The sequence below is a fragment of the Cyclobacterium jeungdonense genome (assembly GCF_010994275.1).
In the GTDB taxonomy this organism is placed as follows: Bacteria; Bacteroidota; Bacteroidia; order Cytophagales; family Cyclobacteriaceae; genus Cyclobacterium; species Cyclobacterium jeungdonense.
In genome coordinates, this window is sequence record NZ_WMCD01000006.1 from 323000 (window position 1) to 348004 (window position 25005).

Consider the following 25005-nt stretch of genomic DNA (forward strand, 5'->3'; position numbering starts at 1 on the left):
TAAGTCAATTAATAATTTTTCAAAATAGCTTCACACAATTCTTCTTGATATTTTTTCCAAGGTCTAAGAGAGGCAGATTCTTTGGCTGCTCGTCCAACTTCGATAATATGTTTGGGATGTTGAAGGAGATCTTCTAATAGGGCTCTGAGCTCCAGGAAATGCCCAGCTCTAAAAAGCCACCCATTTTCCCCATGATTGATAAGATCAGGCCCAGCGGTCCTTTCTGTAGTAATTACAGGCGTCCCTTGAGACATGGCCTCTGTAATTACCAATCCAAACCCATCAAAAAGAGAAGGAAAAACCAGGATATCATGTTGCCCCATAAGCTCCTTAACTTGATCATTGGAAAGACTTGGGATCCAGGTATGCTTTTCAAGTGATTTATTTAAAGCAGTGCAAAACTCATGAGGTTTCTTTCCCACGATGGTCAGGGAAATAGCAGATTCCAAGCCTTCTATAGCTTCAAAAAGGTCCGCAAGGCCTTTTTGTTGTGACAGCCTGCCCACGAACAATAGTTTTAAAGTTTTTTTACCGGAATAGGCAGAAATTTTCCGCATTTTTGAAATAGGTGGATACCCATAAGGTATGATCTCTATAGGCGGCAAGGGTTCTGGAAAGTCTAATAAAGTTGATGCTGTAAATTTGCTTGCTGTAAAAATCCGGCTTGCTAGCCTTATTTCCTCATCTTTTCTGGTAAGTTTTATCGGGGAATCTGCGAATCCCGTAAAAGTTGAAGACCAGTCCGGCCTTCTTTTTCTTTCAACGGCCAATAGTTTTCTGGCTGCTCTCCAATGCCCTGTAGGCAAGTCGTAAAATTTTAATAATCCTAAACGATCAGATTCTTGAAAAGTATGAAGAATTCCATCCTCATAACCGAAGACGCCATCAATCTCATTTAATCTAGAGGATTTTAATCTAGTAGCTATCCTTTGGTCAAGATTTCTGTAAACTGCATCCACCGAAAAAACTCCAACTTCATGTTTAACTAACGAAGAACTACCTAATTTTAACGCGGTAAGCCGCAACATTTCTTTCCATGGCCATTGATAGGTAAAAGGTTTTAACCTAATATCAAACTTCCGTCTTCTTATCTCCGATAAAATTTCAATATTCCCTAAATTATCTAGTAGAGAACCAGGGAAGATGGCTACGCATGTATGAAACTCTGCCAACAAATCAGATTCTAAAAACCCAGTGCTTGCAGCTCTAACATTTTCATTACCAGTTGGGTGAGAAAATAGTAATTTCATGTCTGTCTAGATATATTCATGCTACCCTTTGAGCCAAGCTTGATTTGGAGCCAAAAATTCGCATGGATTATAATTTAAGTATTTAGTTCGATTTTTTGAGATCAGTTTTGCTGGATTGCCTACTACAATAGCACCTGGTGGAATGGATTTGCTAACAACTGCTCTAGCTCCAACTATTGCTCCCCTACCAATGTGAACTCCAGGCAGTATCATAGCCCCAGTACCTATCCAGACATAATCTTCTATAATAATTTGTTTATTGAGAAGTTGCCATGTTGGATCATTCACATCATGAGAGCCTGTAAGAATTTCTACCCCATCATTAATACAAACACGCTCCCCTATAATAACGTTATCATGAAGCGCGATATAAACCCGACCCAAAAATGATGATTTTCCGATAGTCAGTTTTTCTTTCTTTCCATCAACTCTTACTTTACCAATTTCTGATTCCTCATGAATTTTAGCTCCCTTGCTAATAAGTTTTTGCCGACGAATATTTCCTTGCAGAAGGTTGGAAAATAGAAAAACCCGCTTTCCCCATGCAATAAAGAATTTTGAAGATCCTATTGGAAACCTAGCACGATGGGACCATAAAAATTTAATGCTTGCCATAGGAAATCAAAAATAATAGGTTTTTAAATCATTTAAAAATTGGCTTGCTACTCCTGAAATAGGTGTTTTAGGTAAATTATTGTTATAATTTATACACTTACTGAAATTCCCATCACTAAATAAAAAAACACCTTTAGGAATTCTATAGGACAGATTTCTTTCGGGTATCCATTTTTTTGAAACAGAAATTACAGGAAGACCATGTTCTAGCATGGCTGCTAGTGATCCACTTTTTTCTAATAACGCTGGTGGAGTAGTTACAATGCCCATAGTTGACCTTTGCAAAATTTCAGAGATCTTTTCTATTGGCTGTTCACCCAATATCTCTATTAATAATCCCTCAGATTTCCAAGAATTCTTCCATTTTTCACGTTCTTTTCCATTACGGCCAACTAATTTAAGAGTAATTAGAACTTTGTGTTCTCTAACATATTTAGCGGCTTCTTTTGCAAACTGCTCTATAGGTGCCCCTGAATGTATTCCACCAAAAAGAATAAAACAAATCCTATCTATTTTTCTTAAGGAATCCTGGTCAAGATTACCCTTTCCCTTAAAACTATTAAAAACGGGAATATTTGAAAACAAGGGGAGATAAACTGAATTTATACCTGATCTATTTAAAAGCGACTGGTATAGATGGCACTGGGTATGAATTAAAGAGGCCTTAAGTTTTTTTATTAAATACAAAATCATAAACTTTTGTAAATTTCCCCACAATACTTCCTTTACCGTTGAATGTGAATTAATACCCACCCATAATTCATGAAACATTAAATGCCACTTATGTCCATTTCCAACCTGTATCAATTGTCTACCTAAATGAACTGGAATTCCTTTAGGGTGAAATGAATAAGGAACAAATTGTAGGCTTATTATATCTGGATTAAAAAAATCGATAGACTTTTTAGTAATTGAAAGGCGAGATTTAATTGGCAAAATGGAGGCCAGCCTTAACACAGGTACATGAACTCCATCAATTTCTTGCATATTTTCTACTAAACTGAAGATTTGACGGTCGTGTATAGCTATTAGTGCTATACTATGTCCCTGTTTTATTAACTCACAAGCTAGTCTTCTTGTATAATCCCCCACCCCATCACATCCAGGTTCGAGGGAGCCACAAATGAAAGTTATTTTCATGTTAATTACGCTCTCCTATTTTCTTAGCAGGTAAACCTGCCCAAATCTCATAATCTGGCACAGACCTATTAACTAAAGAACCAGCTCCAATCACACTACCTTTTCCAATTCTAACTCCTTTTAGAATTATACTTCCAGAGCCGATCCAAACATCTTCTTCAATAATTATTGGTTTCGATTTGATTGGTTGACTGTTAATTAAGAATTCTTTATCAATAGAATGATTAATGTCTACAAAAGTAGTATTACTTGCGATTAAACAGTTATCTCCCACAGAAATATAATTACTACAGTTAAATTCACAATTATTACCAATAAATACATTTTTGCCAATTAGGATAACATTACTTTTTAAAAATGGGTTTTTAATCCAAAATATAACATTATTTTGAATGTCACAATAATTGCCGATTTGCACATTACCCGGCCATTCACAATGAATTTTTCCTAACCTAACTCCATTGCCAATTTGCAGACCCAATATCCTATAATAGTAAACTCTAATTCTGGTTAATAAACCAATAAATTTAATTCTTAAAGTCGCTAAATTTGTTGGGTTCACTATATTAAATTTAGTTAAAATGTTAACCAATCAATCTTCCTAAAAATGAAGACAACTTTAAATTTAATTTTTTTAATTTAAAGGTTCTATTACTAAACACCTTTATGGGAAAATTAGCATAAGCCATATAATCTTTATCGGCGAAGTCTGGACCAATTCCTTGTAAAATTAAATATTTTAGAAAATTTTTTTCCCATGGCTTTATATTGTTTATCGCATGACTCATTAAATATGCAGGTTGGGAGAAACCCATACCTTCTTTTCCAATAATACTAAGTTTTATTTCTGGGGAAACAGTTATTGCAGCATTTAATAAGTCTTGATCCCCTTTGAAAGATCGATGTCCGTCTTTTTCAAATAAAGTTAAATTACCGTTATTTTTTTGATATTCATTTGTAAGACTTATCCATCTTTCGATTAATAATTTATTAGCCCTATTGACACCTATAAATCCACTATTTACGTAATAATCAATTTTATTTCTTTTACTTGAATTACTTAAATTTATCCAATCTTGTCTCCAGGGGTGATTATGATGTACAAAAGGAAAATTATTGTCTAAACACAAGCAAACTCCTAAGTTTATCCATTTACTATAAAAATCCCATGAAGCTTTCACAATAATATCAGGATCGAAATAAAAGACTTTTTCAACTGATGGATAATTTTGAAAAATATTTAGTATTGCAGTAGGTTTATAATACCCAAAGTGTAAAATAGTATCAATTTCAAGAAACTCAACATATAAGTTTTTTATGGAATAATAATTTTTATTATTGGTTTGAAACTGTGTTATCCACGTAGGTAGATTTCCTTTATATCCAACAACTACTAATCCATCAAATTTACTTACGCATAATGAATTTATTAAAGCGGCTACTCCATAATGGTAATGTTTTTCAAATAATGTAAATACAACTTCTTTAAACTCTTTGGTTTTCACTTTTTATAGCCAGATTTTATTCAATCATTTACTTTTGATATTAAATAGGTTTTTATATATCATGGTTTGTTCCTTTAAAATTAAAATTTAAACGGAGTTTTGACTATGAATATCTGAAAAAGATGAATCAAGATTGAAACCTCCTTATGTAGCACACCAATCAAAATACCATATATCTTCTTTTGAATTAGGTACTTAAAAAATCCTTTATATGGATAAGGTGGCTTTGCCACTATCATTTGTATTATATTCTTAAAGATTCTTTTTTGACTTTGTTGCGGTTCAATCATTAGGTGTACTTGTTGAATTAGGATTGGAGATTCATGACCAAATGGTGGGTATCCCTAAGCCAGGCATTGTGAACCTCATGATCACCCAGTGAATCTGCTTGAAGTGATTTTCCAATTTTTCACGGGGCAGTTTCGGGAAATGTACTTTCATACCCTTATACCGACTCCAAAAGTCAGTCTTGACCTTTGCACCGCTGATGATTTGATCCTTGTTAAATTCTCCCGGATTAAATCTGGAGACGGTTTTCACGACCCTTACATACCAGCGGGATACACCCGTTGTACCCGTTTCTATGCCCAACACCATGATTTTCTTTATCCCCTCGTTTCTTCAGGTCATCCTGGCCGCACACATAGGATTCGTCAACTTATACCTTCCTTACCATGGGGAAGTTTTGGTTGTTTTCTATCGGCTTCATCACTTTCTGCTTAAAAAACCAACAGGTCTTTTGTATTAGCCCAAGCTTACCGCTCAGTTTGCAGCTACTGACCTCGTTCTTGCTGGTGGAAACATAATAGACGATATAAAATGCCTTAAGGAGAGAAAATTTCCAGTGGTGAAAGAATGTGCCGGTCGTGGGAGACTTCAAGACGACCGCATTTATTACATTGCCTGTTAAACTCATTTGTCCTTTTACAATATTAAGTATAGCCATACTTCTTGCATATATATTTGTCTTTCCACTTGATGTCTGCAAAATATTTGTGACGTGATCTGGAATTCAAATATAGAGAGATTCCTATACCTTGTTTCCATTAAATCTATGATTAAAGGCAATATAGCTATATTTTCCCCTTTTAAAATGCACCTAATTCAAATCGTCCTTATCGAACTTTTTTATCCGTGTTGTCTAAATTAATTTAGAATCTCTTTATCATACCACTAAAATCTTCCATTTGGCACAAATAATATATTAGTTCCAATATTTTCCCATCCTGTTAACCAATCTTTAATAACTAGTTCTCTATAATCACTTTCAATGGAAAAATTTATTGTTTTTGGATAAACCACCCGTCTGCGCACTAAACCTTTTGTATCCATTACGTACTCCAAACATAAATTATATCAAAGTTTAGAACCGAGTGAATTTTCTCTAGCTAAATCATAATGCAATATTTTAATTTCTCAAAGTGAAGTCATAGAAGATTGGGCTGTCATATATATTCTGGTACTATGAATTTTTGGGAATGTGAGTAATTTCATCATCAAAATAAACTAAAGGCTAATCAGGAACTTATAGCGGATGCCAGTTTAAATTCCGTTAAGAAATATTGGCTTTTCAAATAACAGTACTGTACCTGGTTCTGTATGTAGCATACTTTGCCAGTCAATAGACTGCATTGCATCTGCAACTAATATTTTATCAGCATCCAAGGCAAGAAGAACGCTTTGGGCATTGGTAAAAAGCTGACTGGCTTTATTAATTAGTAATGTCTCTCTTTCGACTTCATTAATTAAAAGAGAATTATCTTCGATTAAAATTACTTTATCAAATCGTTTAATGATTTCACGCCTGCCGTCTTTCGAGCATTGGTCTGCTATAATAATATGATTAGCAACTATGCTGCATACTTGTAAATACCTATCTAATATCCAAGTTCTATTTTATACAGGTGTAAGTACAATAGCTTTATTCATACACAATTTAAGTTTAGGTATATTTTCTCGTTGGAAAGTAATGTAAGAATGATTTTAGAATTATGGAAGTTGGAATTTAATTAAAATGCTTTTGATTTTATGATTATTCGTAATCATGCCAGTATAGTTTAAATAAGGCAATGATGAGTTTAACAGTCTTTTACAGTTAAATTTTATGGTCTTTATTTAATTCTTTTAAATAGGCATTTACAGTATCTGTCGCTATTATGCTCCAATTAAAAATTTTTGATCTTTCAATTAATTTTGCTTTAGCTGCTTCGCAAGATTTGGAATCTTTTAAATAGAAGGAAACTTTATTGGCTATTTGTTTCCAATCTCCGGGTGTTACTAAAAACTCATTAGGCAAAATAGTGGATGACCCAGGTGAATTATATGCGATTACTGGAATACCAGCAGCTATTAGTTCTAAAATAGAAAATGGACAACCTTCCAAATACGATGGAAATATTGCAATTCTAAAATCTTTCAATAATTCAGGTAATTCAGATTCTTCAAATTCCGGAATAATGGTTATAAATTTTTTAACGGATTTTGGAAAAAATTTTAAAACCTCATCTTCCTGGTAAAGTCCTTTTGTACCCATTAAGGTAAGGTCTGCATTAGGAATCTTTTTCTTGATTTCAGAAAAAATTTGGGGTATGTCTAAACATCCTTTCCTGTAGTCAAATGTTCCCAAAAATAGAATTTTATTTCTATGTTTTGGCACTAATGAACTTTGGTTCAAAAAAAATCTTTTGGTATCACTTATTCCATAAGGTAAAATTATAATTCTTTCTTTAGAATAATTTTTTGAAATTAAAAGTTCACCATCTTTGTAGTTACTCACATTGATTAAATCGGCAACATTCAAAGATTTATAAAAATTATCTATAGATTTTTTTTGTAAATCTCCATATAAAAATTTTTTAATATAAGCTTTTATCAATCCAAGTGTATTTATTTTGTATGGCCATTTAATATCATTAAGATGTGGAATAAATAGAACTGAACGTGCTACAATCAAAGGTTTCTTTTCCTTTGTTTCCTTTTTGTATTCATATAGATTATTGGCATCAACATCAACCACATCATAGTCATAGATTTTGCTCTCTAAATAGGTTTTAATATTTAAAGCGTAAGTCTCTTTTAAATTTAAATTATTATTTTTTAAATAATCTTCAACCTCTTGAATACCAACCACGTCGGCTTTATGACCTATTTCATTTATTGCTTCTGCAAGTTCAATAACCACTTTTGGTCCACCCAATTCTTTTTTTAAGTAAAACTGAGCTATAAATAAAATTTTTAGTTTTGTCATCATAATAATTTTTTTGATTTTAACTTATTCTTCAATTAAATTGATTAGAACGACACTTTAAATTAAAAATTTTTAAAATTCCGTAACTACCGTTCATAATCAATTGAAGACATGACAAAAACACTCCAAATATAATCACTCCAATTAATGAGGAAATATCAAAAATGGAAACCCCTAATAGAATGAATAATATATTTAGAGATATACTAATGATCGGATTTAATATCCAGCCTCTGCTTGCTATCAACTGATAAGCTCCGCCTGATACTAAGCCAATACTGCTACCTAATATATATAAGCACAATTCATTATTTAAACCAAAATATTTATTCCCTAACACTAATAAAAAATAATCTGAAAATAGAGATACTAAGGTAACTAGAGATAAACAAACACAAAAGAGAATGATTATAAATTGAACATATCTTTTTAACAAAATTTGATAATCATTACTTAGTCTTGCAAATCTTGGTACAATCAACGTTCCAAACATACTTGTGAAAATGGACAAGACCATTCCTATGCGACCTAATGCCCCTATTTGCGCCACACCTTCAGTTGAACCAAAAAATGATATTAACCATAAAGTTATCTGTCCTGATAGAGAGTAAAATAAGGCACCAGGCAATGTTCGTTTAACAATAGCCAAAATATTTTTTTTAACCTCAAGATCTACTTTATCTGTTAATTGGGCATAAGGTTTTGCCAAATTCTTTAATTTGCGACTATTCCATGCTTGGGAAAGTCCTGAAATAGAGATTGCTATAAAAGCTAAAGGAAATAGCAGTAGAGAAAAAGTTAAAAATAACCTTCCGAAATTCGTCAATACTTGTATTTTTTGTAGAGGTATAATCTCTTGCCTTAACTTGGCGATTATATCATATATGCTACTAGATAATGATAAATAGAACATAGGTATTACTGATATTGATACAGCAATAGTCATTCCCCAAGTAACTTGATGGTTTCTAAGTAAATAAACAAGGGCAGGAATAGCTAATATTAAAGTAACTCCAGCAAATTTTTTTCTTAAAACTAAGCCTGTTGATAATATTTGTCCTAATTTCTTATTATCATTCCAAACAGGGCCACCCTGTGACATTACACCTGTTGAGATACCTCCACCATCTGCTAGCAAAGTCATAGTTCCTAAAATTGTATTAGCCAAAGTGTAAATCGCATATTCGTGAACTGGCAAAACCCTGATCACTAGGATTCCAGATATAAAACCTATGGCCTGAATGACTACCTGAGCAGATCCTGTTATACTTATTATCTTGCCCCATTCCCTTACTTTGGCAAATTTTCTACCGGTAGTTAAATAATTATACAATTCATTCATTAAATACTATGAATACAAATTGTGATTATCAGATATACTGTAAGTAAATTTGAAATAAAGCAATGAGCAGTCTTTTAAATAACGTTTTACCGAAACTTTTTCTCTTCAGTCTACCAAGTCAAAAAGTGAGTACTCCCTACTTTTTTTCTTATTGTCTAGAATACACCAAACAGGACTGGCTGTTTTTAATTTTTCGTTAAAAACCAATAAATTAGGTGTAAATAAATTTATAGGTCAAGTTATTAAAGGATGATCAAATTAAACTTTGATAGACACAGGCTGTCTGAATAAAATTTCTCTTTTGGCAGCTTTGAGGAAATATATTTAATTTTATCAAGGATCTAATTACCTTAATTCCAATCTTCTTTTTGTGTACCTCAGTAAATTTCTAAAATGAAATGGTTTTAAAAATTCGCAACAAGTTTTCAATTTTTCGATATTCCCATAATTCATTCTTTCTTTTTGTAATTTGTTACAAGCCTCAATTATATGATGAAAACTAACCGCTTTGCAGAACCACTCCTCCCAAGCGCATCTTGCAAGTTTACCCATTTTGGATGCGAGGTGTTTATTTTCTTCCAATAAATTTGGTATATTTTTAATTTGACTCTCAGGAATTCTAATTGAAAAATTTTCCCATTCAGGTCCATATGTAGGAACCCATTGATCTGAGATTATTACGGGGGATATCCCCATTTCCATTGTTTCATAAAGTCTATATGTATTTGGTCCTAAACCCCTTGGGCATAATATAAAGCTACTTTTTTGACTTACAGATACATAATCATTTTCAAATTTCTTTTTCTCTGCTGGGTTTAACTCCCATGAATTTTTCCCAGATGTATCTTTCAGAAAACATTCTGGATGATGTAGTTTTAATATTTCAGTCCTAATAGTATGTGTTGCACTAGCGCCAATAAAAGAAAACAAAAATTTAGGTTTTGGTTTATCATCCTGAAATTTAACTGCTTCGTTTTCGCATTGGCGGGCTATATAATGTCCTGGCTGTGTAATTCCGGCGTTAAAGATTCGGTTTTCGATCGAAGGATATATACCAGGAATCAAAGGTATTACCCAATCAGCGTCATGGTATAGATAACATTTTTCCTTAAATTTTTTAAATAATTTTGAACTTAAGACTTCAAAAAAATATGGATCATTACCCGGATGGTGTTCTACAAATAAAATAATATCTGCAGTCTCAGGATTATTTGATAATGAATGAATTTTATATGGGTCGGCTATGGAAGATTCTGAAAGCCACTTCACAGCAAAATTATTTTTAAAATGAAATGGATAAGCTGATGTAAGATATACCTTCATCGTTTTAATTTTATTAATTTTTGCAAGAACAATGAAATTTTGTTTATTTCTACATCTTGGTTTTATAATTTATATCGGCTTAGCACTTATGTATTGTTCTGCCGATGAAATATTATAATTATGGCAATCATTAGTATCAGATTTAAAATTTGAATTCCCTCGACGTATTAATTCTTTGGTATAATCACCTATTATATCTCTAGAGGTTAGGAGGGTCACATTTAAAAGAGTTTTATAAAACCATTTCAATTTAACCCAACTTTATATATTAAATTAAAAATGGTATTTCGGTTATAAAAAACAAGCGTAAAAATTCTATTATTCAAAATAATATATTATATAATTCTACTACTACGCTCAGTTAAATTCAGGTTTTTCATTTGTTTAATCTTTTTAGCAACCTTGTTGTCTGTCATATTGTGGTTGTATTCTATCTCTAAATGGTATTCAAAATTATTTTTTTCGGAATCTTAAATGACCCTGTCATTCATTTACATACCTTATTGCCTTAACCGATTAAATCTGTGTTAATTGTCTTTACGGTTAGATATGACGATACCCCCTTCATCATTGGGAATCAATTTTCTGGGATGGAAGAAAAAGCACACGAGTTTGCTTGTGCTTGATTGGGAAATACTATGGATAAATTGGCAGTCATAAAATATTTTAAACTTCGGAAAATTTACTACACATCTGACCAAGAAATGTAATTCCGATATATTTTAGTTCTCTTTTATGGCCCCAGTTAACAAGGAGTACTATCTACGGTCGTCTACTTCCTGAGTTTACCCCGGGAAAATCTTCCGGAATCTTTTGGGTTACCGCGCCCCTAGCAGCCCATTCTGTTCCTCTTTGTAAGGTGGTAATAAAGCCTATTCCTTTCTGTGAATCACTGTTATGTCCCAAGGTGGTGTGGAAAACCCGTCCTTTTCCGTAGTTGATGACCATCATCACTGGCTCGTGCCTTCCGGTACCTTTTAGGTTTAAGGGGCTAAAAGCGGTTGCTAAAACTTCCATATTTTCAGCTGGTCCGCGAAGCTGGTTATAAAGGGCATCATTTTCATGTAACCAAGTAGGGGGCATTCCCTTAGTAATGGGGTGGTTTCTGCTTCGGATGATGATCCTAAACTGATGTTCTGGACCATGAGCCCCGGCGAGTGCAGGGCTCGTATCGTACACCAATTCTTTCTTTCCTTCATCATAGTATACGAATGGCCCGGCTTTTTCGTCACGGCCTCCCCCGCCTCCCACACCGATCATCCGGTTGTATGCCTGCCATTCCGGAAATGAATTGTTTGCTGAATGAACCACCACTAAGCCCCCACCACCGTTGACAAAATTTTCGAATGCTGTTTTTACGTTTTCTGGCCATGAATACCCGTTATAATTGGAAAGAACCACTTCATATTCAGAAAAATCGGGTATAAAGCTATCGAGTGCCCCTCCTTCGGATGGAGGATTAGTAGCTACCTCTACAGAAAAAAGACCGGTTTCTTCCAGATATTCCCTCATCATTTGGGTGGTTTGCTGCCAGACCTTATGGTCGTTTTGACCATCTATGATCAAAACTTTATAGGGCGACTGCCCCCATACTCCAATGGTGCTGACCAGATTAAATAGGATTGTATATAGAGTTTTTCGGGAAAGTAACATGATTATAGAATTAAAGTGGTTAAAATGTACCATGGAAGCAGAAATTTATCTTGTAATGATGATTTTATGCCTTATAATATCTGCCTTGCTTTGCATCAATAAAATATAAATACCAGCGGAAAAATTATGGTCAAGTTCGAATCTTATCACGATATTTCCCCATTCATCGGCTTTCTCTATCCTACTTGTCTCCACTCCTCCAATTTGATTGTATAAAACCAACTTAACGTCTTCCTGGCTTTCCAGCCCTGCTGCTTCTAATTGAAAACCATCTCTTTTTGATGGATTTGGATATACCCTAAAAGAAAAGGCATCCTTTCTTTTTTCCACCTCATTTGAGGACGTACTATCTGCTTCGGCGTTCTCTGACCTAATACGAGCATTTGCAAGGGTACCATAAGAGGCTTCGTAAGCACCACTGATTGCTGGAAAAAAGACATATTCAATTCCTTTGATAGTCTCGGTAGTGAAAGGCACCGAATTCCCATCTTTAGTAACACTAAAGATGGCCCCAGCCTCAAGTAGTGATGGTAGCATAGCCCGAAGATTATTGGAGCCACTTGCAGCGGTAATTTTAAAATTCAATGTATTTTCATTCCAGGTAATGGAATCAAATGAGGAATTATTTCGACCATCTAGCCAGGTCAGCATTTGTTTGGAAGAAATTACCGGGACCTGACGCTCAAGTGCAGAGGCAATGATGACATCGGAGCCGGTGGAATTTACCTGATCAGTATGCATATTGGCACAAAATGCCCCGTAATACCCATTTGGCCCTAAGGCATTATCCAACAGGGTATTGATATGAGTGGTATACGTTTGTCCTGATTCATCGGTAATTTGAGTGGCGACCTGGTAACTATCAATAAGTGTTCCGTCCATATCGGCAAACCGCATGGGCATTCCCGACCCGGTAAACATACCAGGCCTATCCTGTACCCATGCTTCTGGCCAATAATAATAATTGGCATCGAGGCGAATACCATATTCAGATTGAACCTTTGCCTGATTCACCCAGTCACTCCAGGCAATACAATGGGTCCGATGGGTAGTGGGAGAGGCAATGGAGGGTAATTTAACGGCTAATTGTTGGGCTTGGGTATTATAGAAATCTCTCCATAAGGTAGGTGTCCAATCAGCACAATTGGTATTTAAATGAAGAGCAATTTCAAAACCCTCGGCTTCAAAGGCGGCGGCCTCTGCATCAGTGATATTTGTGCTGGACCAGAGATATGAAGTGCCTCTGATGGCAGTCCAATCAGCCACTGCTTGTGAGGTGTTTGAGGGACTTAGGGATTTGTATTGGTTAAACCTTCCCACGGTCCCTCCAGTGGCGTGATCATCCCCGGTCATGATGATGGCGGCTTTTAATCCTCGCGGCAAATACCAAAATCTTGGCAATGGTTTCTTATGTAGGTTTCCCTGTATAATGATGTTGGCCAGCAATCGCTGTTGTTCATCTGCCTGCGGGATGGCTACTTTGTTAAGGTCTACCCAATCCGGATGATATATGTCATTAGAGCGGATAGGCCCGCTTGTGCCACTGCGTTTTTGCCCTGCCCAGGGTGGATTGCCTTGTCGCGTGTAGACAATAGAACGCGCCAAATCGTAAGTAAAGGCAATGGCTTTTCCACCATTTGTACCGACATCATTCCTCGTTACCGCCGGGTGGGTTGTAGCAGTTTTGACATCAGAATATAACACTGCCACACTGGTTGCTCCATTTAAGTTATATAGATCAGCCGTTCCCATGAATTGAATAGTCTGATCAACAATTCCAACCCCAGGACCATTGCTGGTATTCACCAATAAATATTCATCGGTGAGCGTACCGTTGACTTTGGTAATCCCTAACAAAGAAGTTAGTTTAGAGTCCGGTCGGAAAGCAATCAGTGTTCCCCCGGCAGTTACCCAGTCTGTAAATAGGGTTACATGTGTATCCTGCAACGGAAATTCACCCAGTAAAACAACATCATAGCCGCTCAGAATGGAACTATTTACCTCTGAAATATCTTTAGCCGCAAATTCATTGAGACCTTCAGCCCGTAAGATTTCCACAGGGTAACGGCTGAAGGGATTGGTAGTGGAGCTAATCACCAAAATAGGTCCACCAGGTCCTTCGGTAATAGGGAGAGATGGACCTGGAGCCAGGGGAGGGCTAGGCCGGGTAGTAAATGACCATTCAAAATCAGCAACCAGGGCATTGCCTGCCAAATCTTTGATACGTGGATCCGTTTCTCCCCCCTTAATTCTTCCAGTGTAAGTGGTGGAATAGTTCAGGGAAATAGAGGGGTTGAGCGTTGCAGTATGATTAGCGATATCATAAGTTATGCTTGCGGTTACTGGTGATCCTCCATCTAATAATTGAAAGGTAACATCGGAAAGGGTGTTGAGGTCAATAGCTTCACTGAATGATACGTTCACATTGGCGGTCTCATCCACCTGGGTGGCTTCGTTAAGAGGTGAAGAGGATATAACTACAGGAGAAGTCTCATCAGGTCCAATTTCAGTATTAAAGACAACATCTACCCAATAATTGCTGGATTGGAAGTTATTGTTAGGAAAAGAAGGCGAAGAAGTGTACCTGTACACTCCGTTGCCTCCTTCTGAACCACTCACAATCCCAGAAAGTGGACCATTGGTAATGGCTTCGTTGAAATAGGGATTGTCTGAAGAATAATATCCTGCACTGCTATGATATGAGATGATATAGGTAGTACCTGCAGAAATAGCAACAGGAGAGGGAAAAGATACCTCTTGCCAGCCGGAAGCAGTTTCATTGTCAAATATTGCTGAAGCCAGTAAAGTACCGGTGCTACTGAAGAGTTGTCCGGTGTGGGTACCGGTGTTACCAATTTGTTTGTAGAACCTTACTGATGTGATATAGCCATCGGTGCTGGCCTGGAACTTCATCCCTAGCTGTATGGGCAAACCATCACTCCAGAGGCTATTACCAGGTAAATGCGTTGGCTGAAATAGACTACATGGACAGGAGAAATCTCCTGGGGAAGCATTGACCGTGATATTCACTACAGCAGAAGAAGATACCCCCCCCTGATCATCTGTGGCTTTGGCAGTAAGCTGGTAATTCCCAGCGGCTACGCTGCTCCATAAGTAACTCCATCCATTGCTGCCATCTATATCTTCTCCTAACTTAGAAGTACCCTGGAAGAATTCCACCTTTGTCACGCTTCCGTCTGTATCCGTAGCAGCTGCTTCTATAGTGAGATCTGTAGGGGCTGTGAAACTGGCATTGTCAGCAGGGGCAGTGATGGTAACTGTGGGGGCTTGATTACCATCCGTTTGGTAAACCACATCCACCCAATAGTTACTGGATTGAAAGTTGTTGTTTGGAAATGCAGGTGTGGAGCTGTATATGTACACCCCATTTCCACCATCTGTGCCACTGGCAAGCCCGGAAAGCGGACCATTGGTGATGGCTTCGTTGAAATAGGGGTTAGTCCCCGAGTAAAATCCCTCACTGCTGTGGTAAGAGATAACATAGGTAGTACCTGCAGTAATAGCAACAGGAGAGGGAAAAGGTACCTCTTGCCAGCCGGAAGCAGTTTCACTGGTAAAAACGGCTTCTGCCAGCAAGGTACCACTGCTGCTGTAGAGCTGTCCCGTGTGGGTGCCGGAATTTCCGCTCTGCTTATAGAACCTAGCTGCAGTAACATAACCGTTGCTGCTAGCTTGGAATTTCATTCCGACCTGTAGAGGTCCCCCATCGTTCCATAGACTGTTTTCTGGTGCATCTGTGGCTTGAAATACGGTACATGGACAAAAGATGTCTCCTGGGGCAATGTTGACGGTGACGGTGATTGCCACAGAGGTAGCCACAGCCCCTAGGTCATCGGTAGCTTTGGCAGTAAGCCCATAAGTTCCTGCCGCTACACTGTTCCAGACATAGCTCCATCCATCGCTGCCATCTATATCTTCCCCAAGCTTAGTGGTGCCTTGGAAGAATTCCACCTTACTGACGGTTCCATCTGGATCAGAGGCATCAGCCACAAGTGAGATATCAGCAGGCGCCGTGAAAGTCGCATTATTGGAAGGCGCTGTCAAGCTAATGACCGGCAGTTGATTACCAGGTCCCTCATCAGGGATAAAAACCACATCGACATAGTAATTACTGGAGAGATAATTGGCGGTGGGAAAAGTGGCTGTATTGCTATATTGGTACATGCCATTAGGTCCATCGGTGCCGTTCTGTAAACCCGTAAGCGGCTCATTAACAATGGCCTGATCAAATCCATAATCATCCACGGAATAATAGCCTTCACTGCTGTGGTAGGAGATCACGTAAGTTGTACCTGCTGTCACCGCTATTGGGGCGTCAAAAGCTACCTCCTGCCAGCCTGAAGCCGTTTCATTGACAAAGGTGGCGGATGCCAGCAAGGTGCCGCTGTTGCTATAAAGCTGACCGGTATGCGTGCCATTATTGCCACTTTGCTTGTAGAAACGGGCACCAGTGACAGAGCCACTGACACTGGCCCGGAACTTCATGCCCAATTGAACACCCTGCCCCTCATTTTGAAGACTGCCGTTGGGAGCTGCACTGGAGGAAAATAAAGTTACCGATTGGGCCAGAATATCAGTGAGGGCTATGCTGAACAGAAATAGGAAAATCATATGGATTCTCCATCCCCTCATCCCTTTCGGAAAAGTAACACTGGATACTGTTTTAAACCCCTTTTGGAAAGCGTTGATGAGGCATTTATTCACAAACAAAGGGCTTAGGTAAGCCGATTTCTTATTCATGGGTCCTATTTAGTTTATTAAATTTTCGATTAATCTTTGACAGCAGCATCCACTCATCACCAAAGGCTAAACATCAGCTTATGGGAATGCTTGTTCTGTTTTCTTACCTGTATCCTAGGTAAGAAAACCGTTATACCTAATTTATCAGAAAAGCGAGATCGGAGAACTTCACGATGCTGTTGGTTTAGTAGGTAATAATTACTTTTTGGGTCAAAATTTGTGTCTTACTTTGTAGCATCAAAAAATACATACCTGAGGAAATTTTAGGTAAGAGATAGACTTCCTTGCTTATCACTCCTTGTTCATTAGCTTTCTCAACAAAACTTGTCATTTGGCTTCCTGTACTGTTGTAAAGAATAAATGTTACCTCCTCTTTGCTCAATAATCCTTGTGCAAGAATTTGCAAACCCTCGCCCTCTGATGGGTTGGGGAATATTTTCAAAGATCTCCCTCCATGTTCTTCTGGCCATATAGAAGTAATATTATTGTTTTCTACTGTTTTCCCAGCCAATCTGGCGTTGGCTCCAGATACCTGGTCTATAATAAAGACCACGTCCACAAAATAATTACTGGAAAGGTAATTACTAGAAGGAAAAGAAGGAGAAGAGGTATATCTGTAGAGGCCATTAGGGCCATCCGTGCCGTTTTGAAGCCCAATAAGTGGATCATTTCCGATAGGTTGATCAAATCCATTATCCTCTACGGAATAATTTCCCTCACTGCTATGGTAGGAAATAATATAAGTAACATTTGCTGCGATGGCTATGGGTGAGGCAAAAGCTATCTCCTGCCAGCCGGAGGAAGATTCATTGACAAAAGTAGCTGAGGCCAGTAAAGAGCCAGTACTGCTATAAAGTTGCGCCGTATGAGTACCATTGTCGCCAAGCTGTTTGTAGAAACGGGCCCCGGTTATAAAGCCACTGAGACTGGCCCGGAACTTCATGCCCAGTTGAACACCCTGTCCGTCATTTTGAAGACTGCCGTTGGGAGCTGCATTGGTGGAAAAGACGTTACAGGGACAATTTTTATTTACCTCTTCATTGACTGAAATATTTACTGCAGTGGAAGCAGCCGAAACTCCTAGGTCATCGGTAGCTTTGGCAGTAAGCCCATAAGTTCCTGCTGCTACACTGTTCCAGACATAGCTCCATCCATCGCTGCCATCTATATCTTCCCCTAGCTTAGTGGTGCCTTGGAAGAATTCCACCTTACTGACGATTCCATCTGGATCAGAGGCATCAGCCAGTAGGGAGATATCAGCAGGAGCCGGGAAGGTCGCATTATTGGCAGGAGTTGTCAGGCTAATGACCGGCAGTTGGTTAATAGGCCCATCATCAGGCATAAAAACCACATCAACAAAGTAGTTACTGGAGAGATAATTGTTGGCTGGAAAAGTGGGTGTATTGCTATATTGGTACATGCCATTAGGACCATCGGCACCGTTCTGTAATCCCATAAGCGGCTCATTGATGATGGCCTGATCAAACCCAGAATAATCCACGGAATAATAGCCTTCACTGCTGTGGTAGGAGATCACGTAAGTTGTACCTGCTGTGACCGCTATTGGGGCGTCAAAAGCTACCTCCTGCCAGCCTGAAGCCGTTTCATTGACAAAGGTGGCGGATGCCAGCAAGGTGCCGCTGTTGCTATAAAGCTGACCGGTGTGAGTGCCACTGCCGCCACTCTGCTTGTAGAAACGGGCCCCGGTTATAAAGCCACTGAGACTGGCCCGAAACTTCATGCCCAGTTGAACGCCCTGCCCATCATTTTGAAGACTGCCGTTGGGAGCTGCACTGGAGGAAAAGACGTTACAGGGACAATTTGTATTTGCTTCTTCATTGACTGTAATATTTACTACAGCGGAGGTAGCCGAAACTCCTTGGTTATCGGTAGCTTTGGCAGTTAGCTGGTAATTCCCTGCTGGCATATTGCTCCAGTAGTAACTCCAGCCATTGTTTCCATCTGTATCTTCCCCCAACTTAGCAGGGCCTTGGAAAAATTCCACTTTATTGACCGTTCCATCCGTATCGTGGGCAACAGCCTCAATAGTGATATCAGCAGGGGCTGTGAAACTGGTATTATCAACAGGTGCGGTGATAGCTATTGTAGGTACTTTTTGACCATCCGTACTAAAGACTACATCGACCCAGTAGTTACTGGAAAGATAATTATAATTTGGAAAAGCAGGAGTGGAAGTGTATGTGTAGAGGCCATTAGGCCCATCTGAACCATTCTGCAAACCTGTAAGTGGACCATTGGTGGTGGCTTGATCAAACCCATGATCATCTACAGAATAATAGCCTTCACTGCTGTGGTAGGAGATCACGTAGGTAGTCCCTTCTGTCACCGCTACTGGAGAATCAAAGGCTACCTGTTGCCAACCGGAAGCCGTTTCATTTACAAAGGTGGCGGAGGCTAATAAAGTCCCGGTGCTGCTGTGAAGCTGGCCGGTGTGGGTACCACCGTTGCCACTCTGCTTATAAAAACGGGCCCCGGTGATAAAGCCACTGATACTGGTCTGGAACTTCATGCCCAGTTGGATAGCCTGTCCATCGTTTGACAGACCGCCACTGGGAGTTGCATCGGTTGAGAAAACCGTACAAGGGCAGGTGACCGGCTCTGATTCCCCAATAGTAACATTGAGGGTTGCAGGTGTGCTCAGGTTTCCCGAATCATCAAAGGCACGGGCTTGGATAGTAGCTGCTCCTTCTGTTGTAGGTGTCCAGGAAAAGACCCAATTTATAGTTCCTGTAGCCAATTGCCAAGTGGTGCCGTTATCTGTAGAAACTTCCACTCCCACCACCACATTCGCATCTGAAGCAGTTCCGGTGATGGTTACTTCATTTCCTTTGGGAAGGGATGCCCCCTCAATAGGTTCGGAAACGGTTACTGTAGGAGCTTGCAGGTCAGTAGAGGCAGTTGCTGTAACCAGGTCAGATTGTAAGGTAGCGGGTTGTACACCCATATCCGCGAATAAATTAACCGTAGCTTGTTGTAATGCCGGACTTGGCGCTGCATTACCACGATCATGGTTGCTGTCTAAACCCCAAGAATATTGGACGGTGCCGGCCCCGAATACCAAGGCGCCGTTACTGTGCCTGTAAAGAGAAAGATGGTGGTATTTTCCGTCTATTACTGTGCTGGAAAGTAAAATTCTCCCAGAAGGGTACGAGGATCGATAAGCTTCTTGTTCAGAATTCCACTCATAGCCGATGGTAGCAGGTGTAAAAGAAGCTGTTTGCCCATCACTTAAAGAGGCCACGCTTGTATTACGCCAAAAGCGTAAATTTTTAAAAATAGATGGAACCTGGAGAGAGGCATCGGATAATTCCCAACTGATTTGCCCGGTTAATGCATTTTCAGGTTGGCAGCCATCTATAAGCGGATCACCCGTAAGAAATTCGCAACCACTCCGCCACAGACCTGTCCATTCGGGACTTGGATCACATTTGCCGGCGCAGGTATTTTCCCCTGAACCACCTTCTTTATAACAAACCAGCGTACGGTAAGGAATCCCATTTCCATCAATGCTGTTTTCCCAGCGGGTTCTCCAGTAAACTTCATTACCACTGAAAAATGCCAGATGCGTGCCCGCATCACGGGCCGCTGTTACGTTAGCCCGATGCAGACCTGACCAATACTCATCATGTCCCACCGACAAAAATACTTTATGGTTGGCAATCAAATTACCACGTCGGTCACTGTCCACATTGGTGGTATAGGTAACGTCATAGCCATTGGCTTCCAGCCACCGAATCATTGGGTATTCGGCATTGAATATCCAATCTTCTTCGGCGCCACCCCCTCCACCGCCATTGCGGGTAATGAATGGCCGGTTATAACTGACCTTGACTGCCTTACTGCCATCAACACCCATGTAAAGACTTTTGCCATTATTGTTATCCCCGTACACATTGTATGCCTGCCAGGTGGCATCGGAGGTCTGGAAGAATAAATCCGAGGCGCTGGCATCATCGCGGACTATAAAAACAATATGACTTGAACCGTTGTTATTCTTACGGGTCAATTTAGCAATATATACGCCTGAAACGGCATCACTGGGGATATCCCAATGGGCAGATTCTGACCAATTCCCACAGTCAATCAAGCCCGTTGATGATTGAGTCTGACAATCCGGTTGATTTTGGGGTAAGGTGGTAGTAATGGTACCCGTACCCTGTAATCTCGCGCCATTGCCCTGATAATAACCCAGCCGATATATACGTACGGTGTAATTTCTGGCATCCGTAGCAATCTTGAATCGTGCCCTTTCCCCTTTGTTGTAACTGATATCCGTTGCAAATCCTTGAATCGACAAGTCTCCTGCACCACTGATCTGCCACTCCGAAGGGGGGTTCCCTGACTTTGCATTTTCAGTTACAATGGGATTCTGAGCGGATACTTCAACTGGGCTCACGCAGTAAAGAAAAACAAATACCAGTTTGAATATAGCTGCCTGGTACAATAACGATAAAAAGCTATTGCCCTTGGTAAATACAGATTTGACAATTGTGTTTTCGGCAAAACACTGACTAACCCATGAAGGGATTACGGAGGTATAGTGTTTTTTCATTTTTTTTAGAAGAATGGTGAAACCTAAGCTTATTAAATATTTTGTTTTTTACTCCTCACCTACCCAATTACATAATTTATTTTGATTTCAGGGTGGATCCAGTTTAGCTTCTGAAAATATATCAGTACCAAAAAAATTGAAATAATATAAATCAGGGATTTACTATTTTTAAAAAAGTAGCTATCACATACTGCAAATCTTTATCCTCCATAGGAACATATAGCGGCAATAGGATGGAATGGTCCTGTAAATCTTCGGAGATGGGCAGGTTTACATGATTGGAATTTTTTTTATAAGCCATCTCCCTATGAGCCGTCATGATACCCCTTCTACTGGCAATACCTTGATCCAATAAAATTTGCATTAGGTCATTTCTTCCTACAGGGCAGGATTTCTTGAGATAAATACTGTATGATTGATAGTTGCTAAAATATCCGTCATTTTCCGTAGGTAACTGTACAAATTCCAGGTCCTTGAAAGCTTTGTGGTATTCAGCTGCAATTTTTCTGCGTTCGTTAATGAGCCACTCCAGTTTTTCAAGTTGCTTGATCCCGACAGAAGCCTGTATATCAGTCATTCTGTAATTATAGCCCACCTCAAAATGATCTTCAAAAACTATCTGTTTAGCTTCGTGGCGGACACGGTCATTTACCGACATCCCATGTTGACGCAGCAATTTAAGCCTGTTGAAATGATCTTCCTGGTCTGTGGTAATCATTCCGCCATCACCTGTGGAAATCACCTTTCTGGGATGGAAAGAAAAGCAAACGAGCTCGGAATGGGAGCCGATTTTTTTCCCTTTATAAGCTGAGCCAGCAGCACAGGCAGCATCTTCAATAAGTTTCAGTCCATATTTTTTACTTAAGGAAGAGAAATTATCGATGTCGGCAGGCATACCGATCTGATGAACAAGTAGGATAGCTTTGGTTTTAGCCGTGATTCTCTTTTCTACATCCACAGGATCGAGATTGTAGTTGGCTGGGTGCACCTCCGCAAAAACAGGCGTTGCTCCAACATATTTAATGGCGTTTGCCGTAGCAATATAACTCATGGACGGGCAAATGACTTCATCGCCAGGTTTAATACCTGAAACAATCAGGGAAAGATGTAGTGCGGTAGTGCAGTTTGAGACAGCCACTGCGTATTTTGCTCCTGTATAAGCAGCAAAGTTTTCTTCAAATTCCTGTACCTTGGGGCCCTGGGTAATCCAGCCTGTTAAAATGGTATCATAAGCCGCCTGTGCATCTTCTCTGGTCAAATAAGGTTTGGCTATCGGGATCATCGGTTTAACCCTTAACTTTTTTCTTTTTGAAATACCAATCACTTAGCTCATACAGTCCTTTTTCCAGATTCACTGTCGGGCAGAACCCAAGGATTTTCTTTGCTTTGCTGATATCCGCCAGTCTTCTGCTTACAGGGTTAACAGTATTATCTTCCCTAAACTCCGGAATGAGGGTTGAATTGTTCACCTTTAACAAAATCTCCAAAAGTTGCTTTAAACTTGTTTCCACGCAGTTGCCTACATTAATGGCTTCGTCAGTAACATCTGACCATAAAGCAGCTACATTTGCTTTGGCAACATCCCTGACATAAACAAAATCCATGGTGGTACTGCCGTCCCCGTATATTAAAGGGGCCTTCTCTTCCCGAATACAGTCCAACCATCTGATCATTACTTCGGTATACTTGCCATCAGTGTCCATCCGGGGGCCATAGACATTGAAGTAACGTAGGGCTACATAATCTAATCCGTACATGAATTTAAAATTCCGGAATAATTGTTCACCCCATAATTTGGCTCCCCCATAGAAGGTCTGGTTGTCGTAAGGATTTTCTGTTTCCGGGGTAGGAAAGTGTTGGGCCAATCCATAGATAGATGCGCTCGAGCTATAAATTACTTTCTTTACCTTATGCTTCATACAAAGCTCAGCCAGATGGAATGTAGCATTCAGCATCACTTCGAAACCTTCCTGAGGATTGGCAGCACAGGCATTAATCCGTAAGGCAGCCATGTGAAAAACAAAATCCACCTCGCTTATGCATTTTTCCAGTAGCACCACATCTCTTACATCTCCTTCTATGAACTCTACTACGGGATTATGGATAAAGGCCTTCATATTATCAAAGCTGCCACGCAATAAGTTATCTATGATTATTACTTTTTCGGGATTGCTTAACAGTAACTCCTCCACAACAAAAGAACCTATAAACCCGGCACCTCCGGTAATTAAAATTCTACTTTTGTATATTTTGTTATGCATTGGCCGAGTTATTTAGACTTAAAACAATTATTCCACTAATGATGAGTAGAAATCCAACAAATGAGAGCATGTTTAATTTGTCCTGAAACAGAAAATATCCCACTACGATTGTTAAAGAGAAATTTAACCCTGTGGCAATGGGGATGGTTATTGAAAAACTATTTAGTGACAATGCCTTAAAAAAAGCCAAGGCTGAAAGAATAATCAATAAAAATGCTGAAATAAAAGTTATGTTTAGAACCAGTTTAACCCACTCTTCTAATGTTTCTAAGCTCGTCTCTTTCAGTTTCCATTTGATCAATGCGGCTCCGGATACATTTAATGCGGCATATAGCAGGATATATAATATTGACCTTGTCATTTAGATATTATTCGAAAATAGTCTTCTTCCCTTTTCTTTTGCACATTGTCCCCTACAATTTCATCAATTACATACACCGGTCTTTTTCTGCTTGCGTCAAGAGTACGCCATAGGTATTCTGCAATAATTCCTAATGAAATATTGGTGATACCAAATCCGACCATCAGTATTGACAACAATGCCGGCCAGCCACTAGCAAGGTCATCATACATTAATTTTCTAAAAACAATATATGTTGTCCAGAAAATGCCAAACATAAAAAATACTAGACCAACTATTGAAACAAATCGGATAGGAGCAAAAGAGAAAGCGACAAACGAATCAATTAGCAGTTTTATTTTTTTGGACAATGTCCATTTTGACTTACCTAAAAGCCTGATACTTTTGTCATATAGAATATCTTCCTGTTTGAAACCTAAACTTAGGATCTGGATAAAAATAGAAGAGTTGCTTTCCACATTATTATTCAAACAAGCCTTAACTTTTTCACTAAACATCACCACATCAAATCCTTTTTTCGGAAAGTTGGAGACAGCATATTTCCGCATCAAGGAAGCATATGCCAAAGAAAAAAATTGTTCCCATTTTGATGAAGCCGTTGAATTTCTGAAAGCCCAGGTAATGTCTACTCTTTTTTCCTTCATTTCATCATACAACCGACTTACCAAGGTGATAGGATCCTGAAGATCGGCATAGAGGAAAGTGATATAATCCCCTTCCGCACTTTGGATTCCCGCTCTTAGGGCAGCATGTGACCCGAAATTTCTCGAAAAACTGATGATCTTGTAGGTATAGGAATGGTGGGAGGCTTTTTTTAATTGAGACATAGTGTCATCTGTGGAACCATCGTTCACATAAATTATCTCAGTAGAAAACCTCTTTTCTTTCTGGAAGTATGAACCTAACTCATAGACCAGCTGACTGATATTTTCTGCTTCGTTGAAGACAGGAATGATCACGGTTATCTTTTCCAT

Annotated in this window: 15 protein-coding genes; all 15 read right to left on the reverse strand. The window is 38.9% G+C overall.

Annotated elements, in window-relative coordinates; genetic code table 11:
• Window positions 1-8: 8 nt before the first annotated feature.
• The 15 genes from GKS34_RS14355 to GKS34_RS14425 all read right to left on the reverse strand — a co-directional run bounded on the left by GKS34_RS14355 (window position 9) and on the right by GKS34_RS14425 (window position 25005).
• Window positions 9-1250, reverse strand: a complete 1242-nt coding sequence (locus GKS34_RS14355; protein WP_163385558.1) for a glycosyltransferase family 4 protein — start codon at window positions 1248-1250, stop codon at window positions 9-11.
• A gap of 21 nt (window positions 1251-1271) precedes the next feature.
• Window positions 1272-1865, reverse strand: coding sequence for an acyltransferase (locus GKS34_RS23605; RefSeq protein ID WP_163385560.1), 594 nt, complete (start codon window positions 1863-1865; stop codon window positions 1272-1274).
• A 6-nt stretch (window positions 1866-1871) separates the two neighbouring features.
• Complete coding sequence (locus tag GKS34_RS14365) at window positions 1872-3005, reverse strand: glycosyltransferase family protein (protein WP_163385562.1); 1134 nt, start codon at window positions 3003-3005, stop codon at window positions 1872-1874.
• Between the two features lies 1 nt (window position 3006).
• Window positions 3007-3567, reverse strand: coding sequence for an acyltransferase (locus GKS34_RS23445; RefSeq protein WP_163385563.1), 561 nt, complete (start codon window positions 3565-3567; stop codon window positions 3007-3009).
• 22 nt (window positions 3568-3589) lie between these two features.
• A complete protein-coding gene (locus GKS34_RS14375; RefSeq protein ID WP_163385565.1) occupies window positions 3590-4510 on the reverse strand; it encodes a glycosyltransferase family protein in 921 nt (306 codons plus the stop codon).
• A 2095-nt stretch (window positions 4511-6605) separates the two neighbouring features.
• Complete coding sequence (locus tag GKS34_RS14380; RefSeq protein ID WP_163385567.1) at window positions 6606-7760, reverse strand: glycosyltransferase family 4 protein; 1155 nt, start codon at window positions 7758-7760, stop codon at window positions 6606-6608.
• 28 nt (window positions 7761-7788) lie between these two features.
• A complete protein-coding gene (locus GKS34_RS14385) occupies window positions 7789-9099 on the reverse strand; it encodes an MATE family efflux transporter (protein WP_163385569.1) in 1311 nt (436 codons plus the stop codon).
• Window positions 9100-9444: 345 nt separating this feature from the next.
• A complete protein-coding gene (locus GKS34_RS14390; protein WP_163385572.1) occupies window positions 9445-10422 on the reverse strand; it encodes an exostosin domain-containing protein in 978 nt (325 codons plus the stop codon).
• Window positions 10423-11184: 762 nt separating this feature from the next.
• Complete coding sequence (locus tag GKS34_RS14395; protein ID WP_163385574.1) at window positions 11185-12075, reverse strand: ThuA domain-containing protein; 891 nt, start codon at window positions 12073-12075, stop codon at window positions 11185-11187.
• A gap of 45 nt (window positions 12076-12120) precedes the next feature.
• Window positions 12121-16836, reverse strand: coding sequence for a DUF4082 domain-containing protein (locus GKS34_RS14400; RefSeq protein WP_163385575.1), 4716 nt, complete (start codon window positions 16834-16836; stop codon window positions 12121-12123).
• A gap of 184 nt (window positions 16837-17020) precedes the next feature.
• Complete coding sequence (locus GKS34_RS14405) at window positions 17021-21409, reverse strand: DUF4082 domain-containing protein (protein ID WP_163385577.1); 4389 nt, start codon at window positions 21407-21409, stop codon at window positions 17021-17023.
• A gap of 151 nt (window positions 21410-21560) precedes the next feature.
• Window positions 21561-22691, reverse strand: coding sequence for a DegT/DnrJ/EryC1/StrS family aminotransferase (locus tag GKS34_RS14410; protein ID WP_163385579.1), 1131 nt, complete (start codon window positions 22689-22691; stop codon window positions 21561-21563).
• 4 nt (window positions 22692-22695) lie between these two features.
• On the reverse strand, window positions 22696-23670 hold the full coding sequence (locus GKS34_RS14415) for an NAD-dependent epimerase/dehydratase family protein (RefSeq protein ID WP_163385581.1): 975 nt from the start codon (window positions 23668-23670) through the stop codon (window positions 22696-22698).
• The gene (locus GKS34_RS14420) at window positions 23663-24031 is read right to left on the reverse strand and encodes a DMT family transporter (protein ID WP_163385583.1); all 369 of its coding nucleotides are present in this window, start codon (window positions 24029-24031) and stop codon (window positions 23663-23665) included. The genes GKS34_RS14415 and GKS34_RS14420 overlap by 8 nt, the downstream gene beginning before the upstream one ends.
• Complete coding sequence (locus GKS34_RS14425) at window positions 24028-25005, reverse strand: glycosyltransferase (RefSeq protein WP_163385585.1); 978 nt, start codon at window positions 25003-25005, stop codon at window positions 24028-24030. The genes GKS34_RS14420 and GKS34_RS14425 overlap by 4 nt, the downstream gene beginning before the upstream one ends.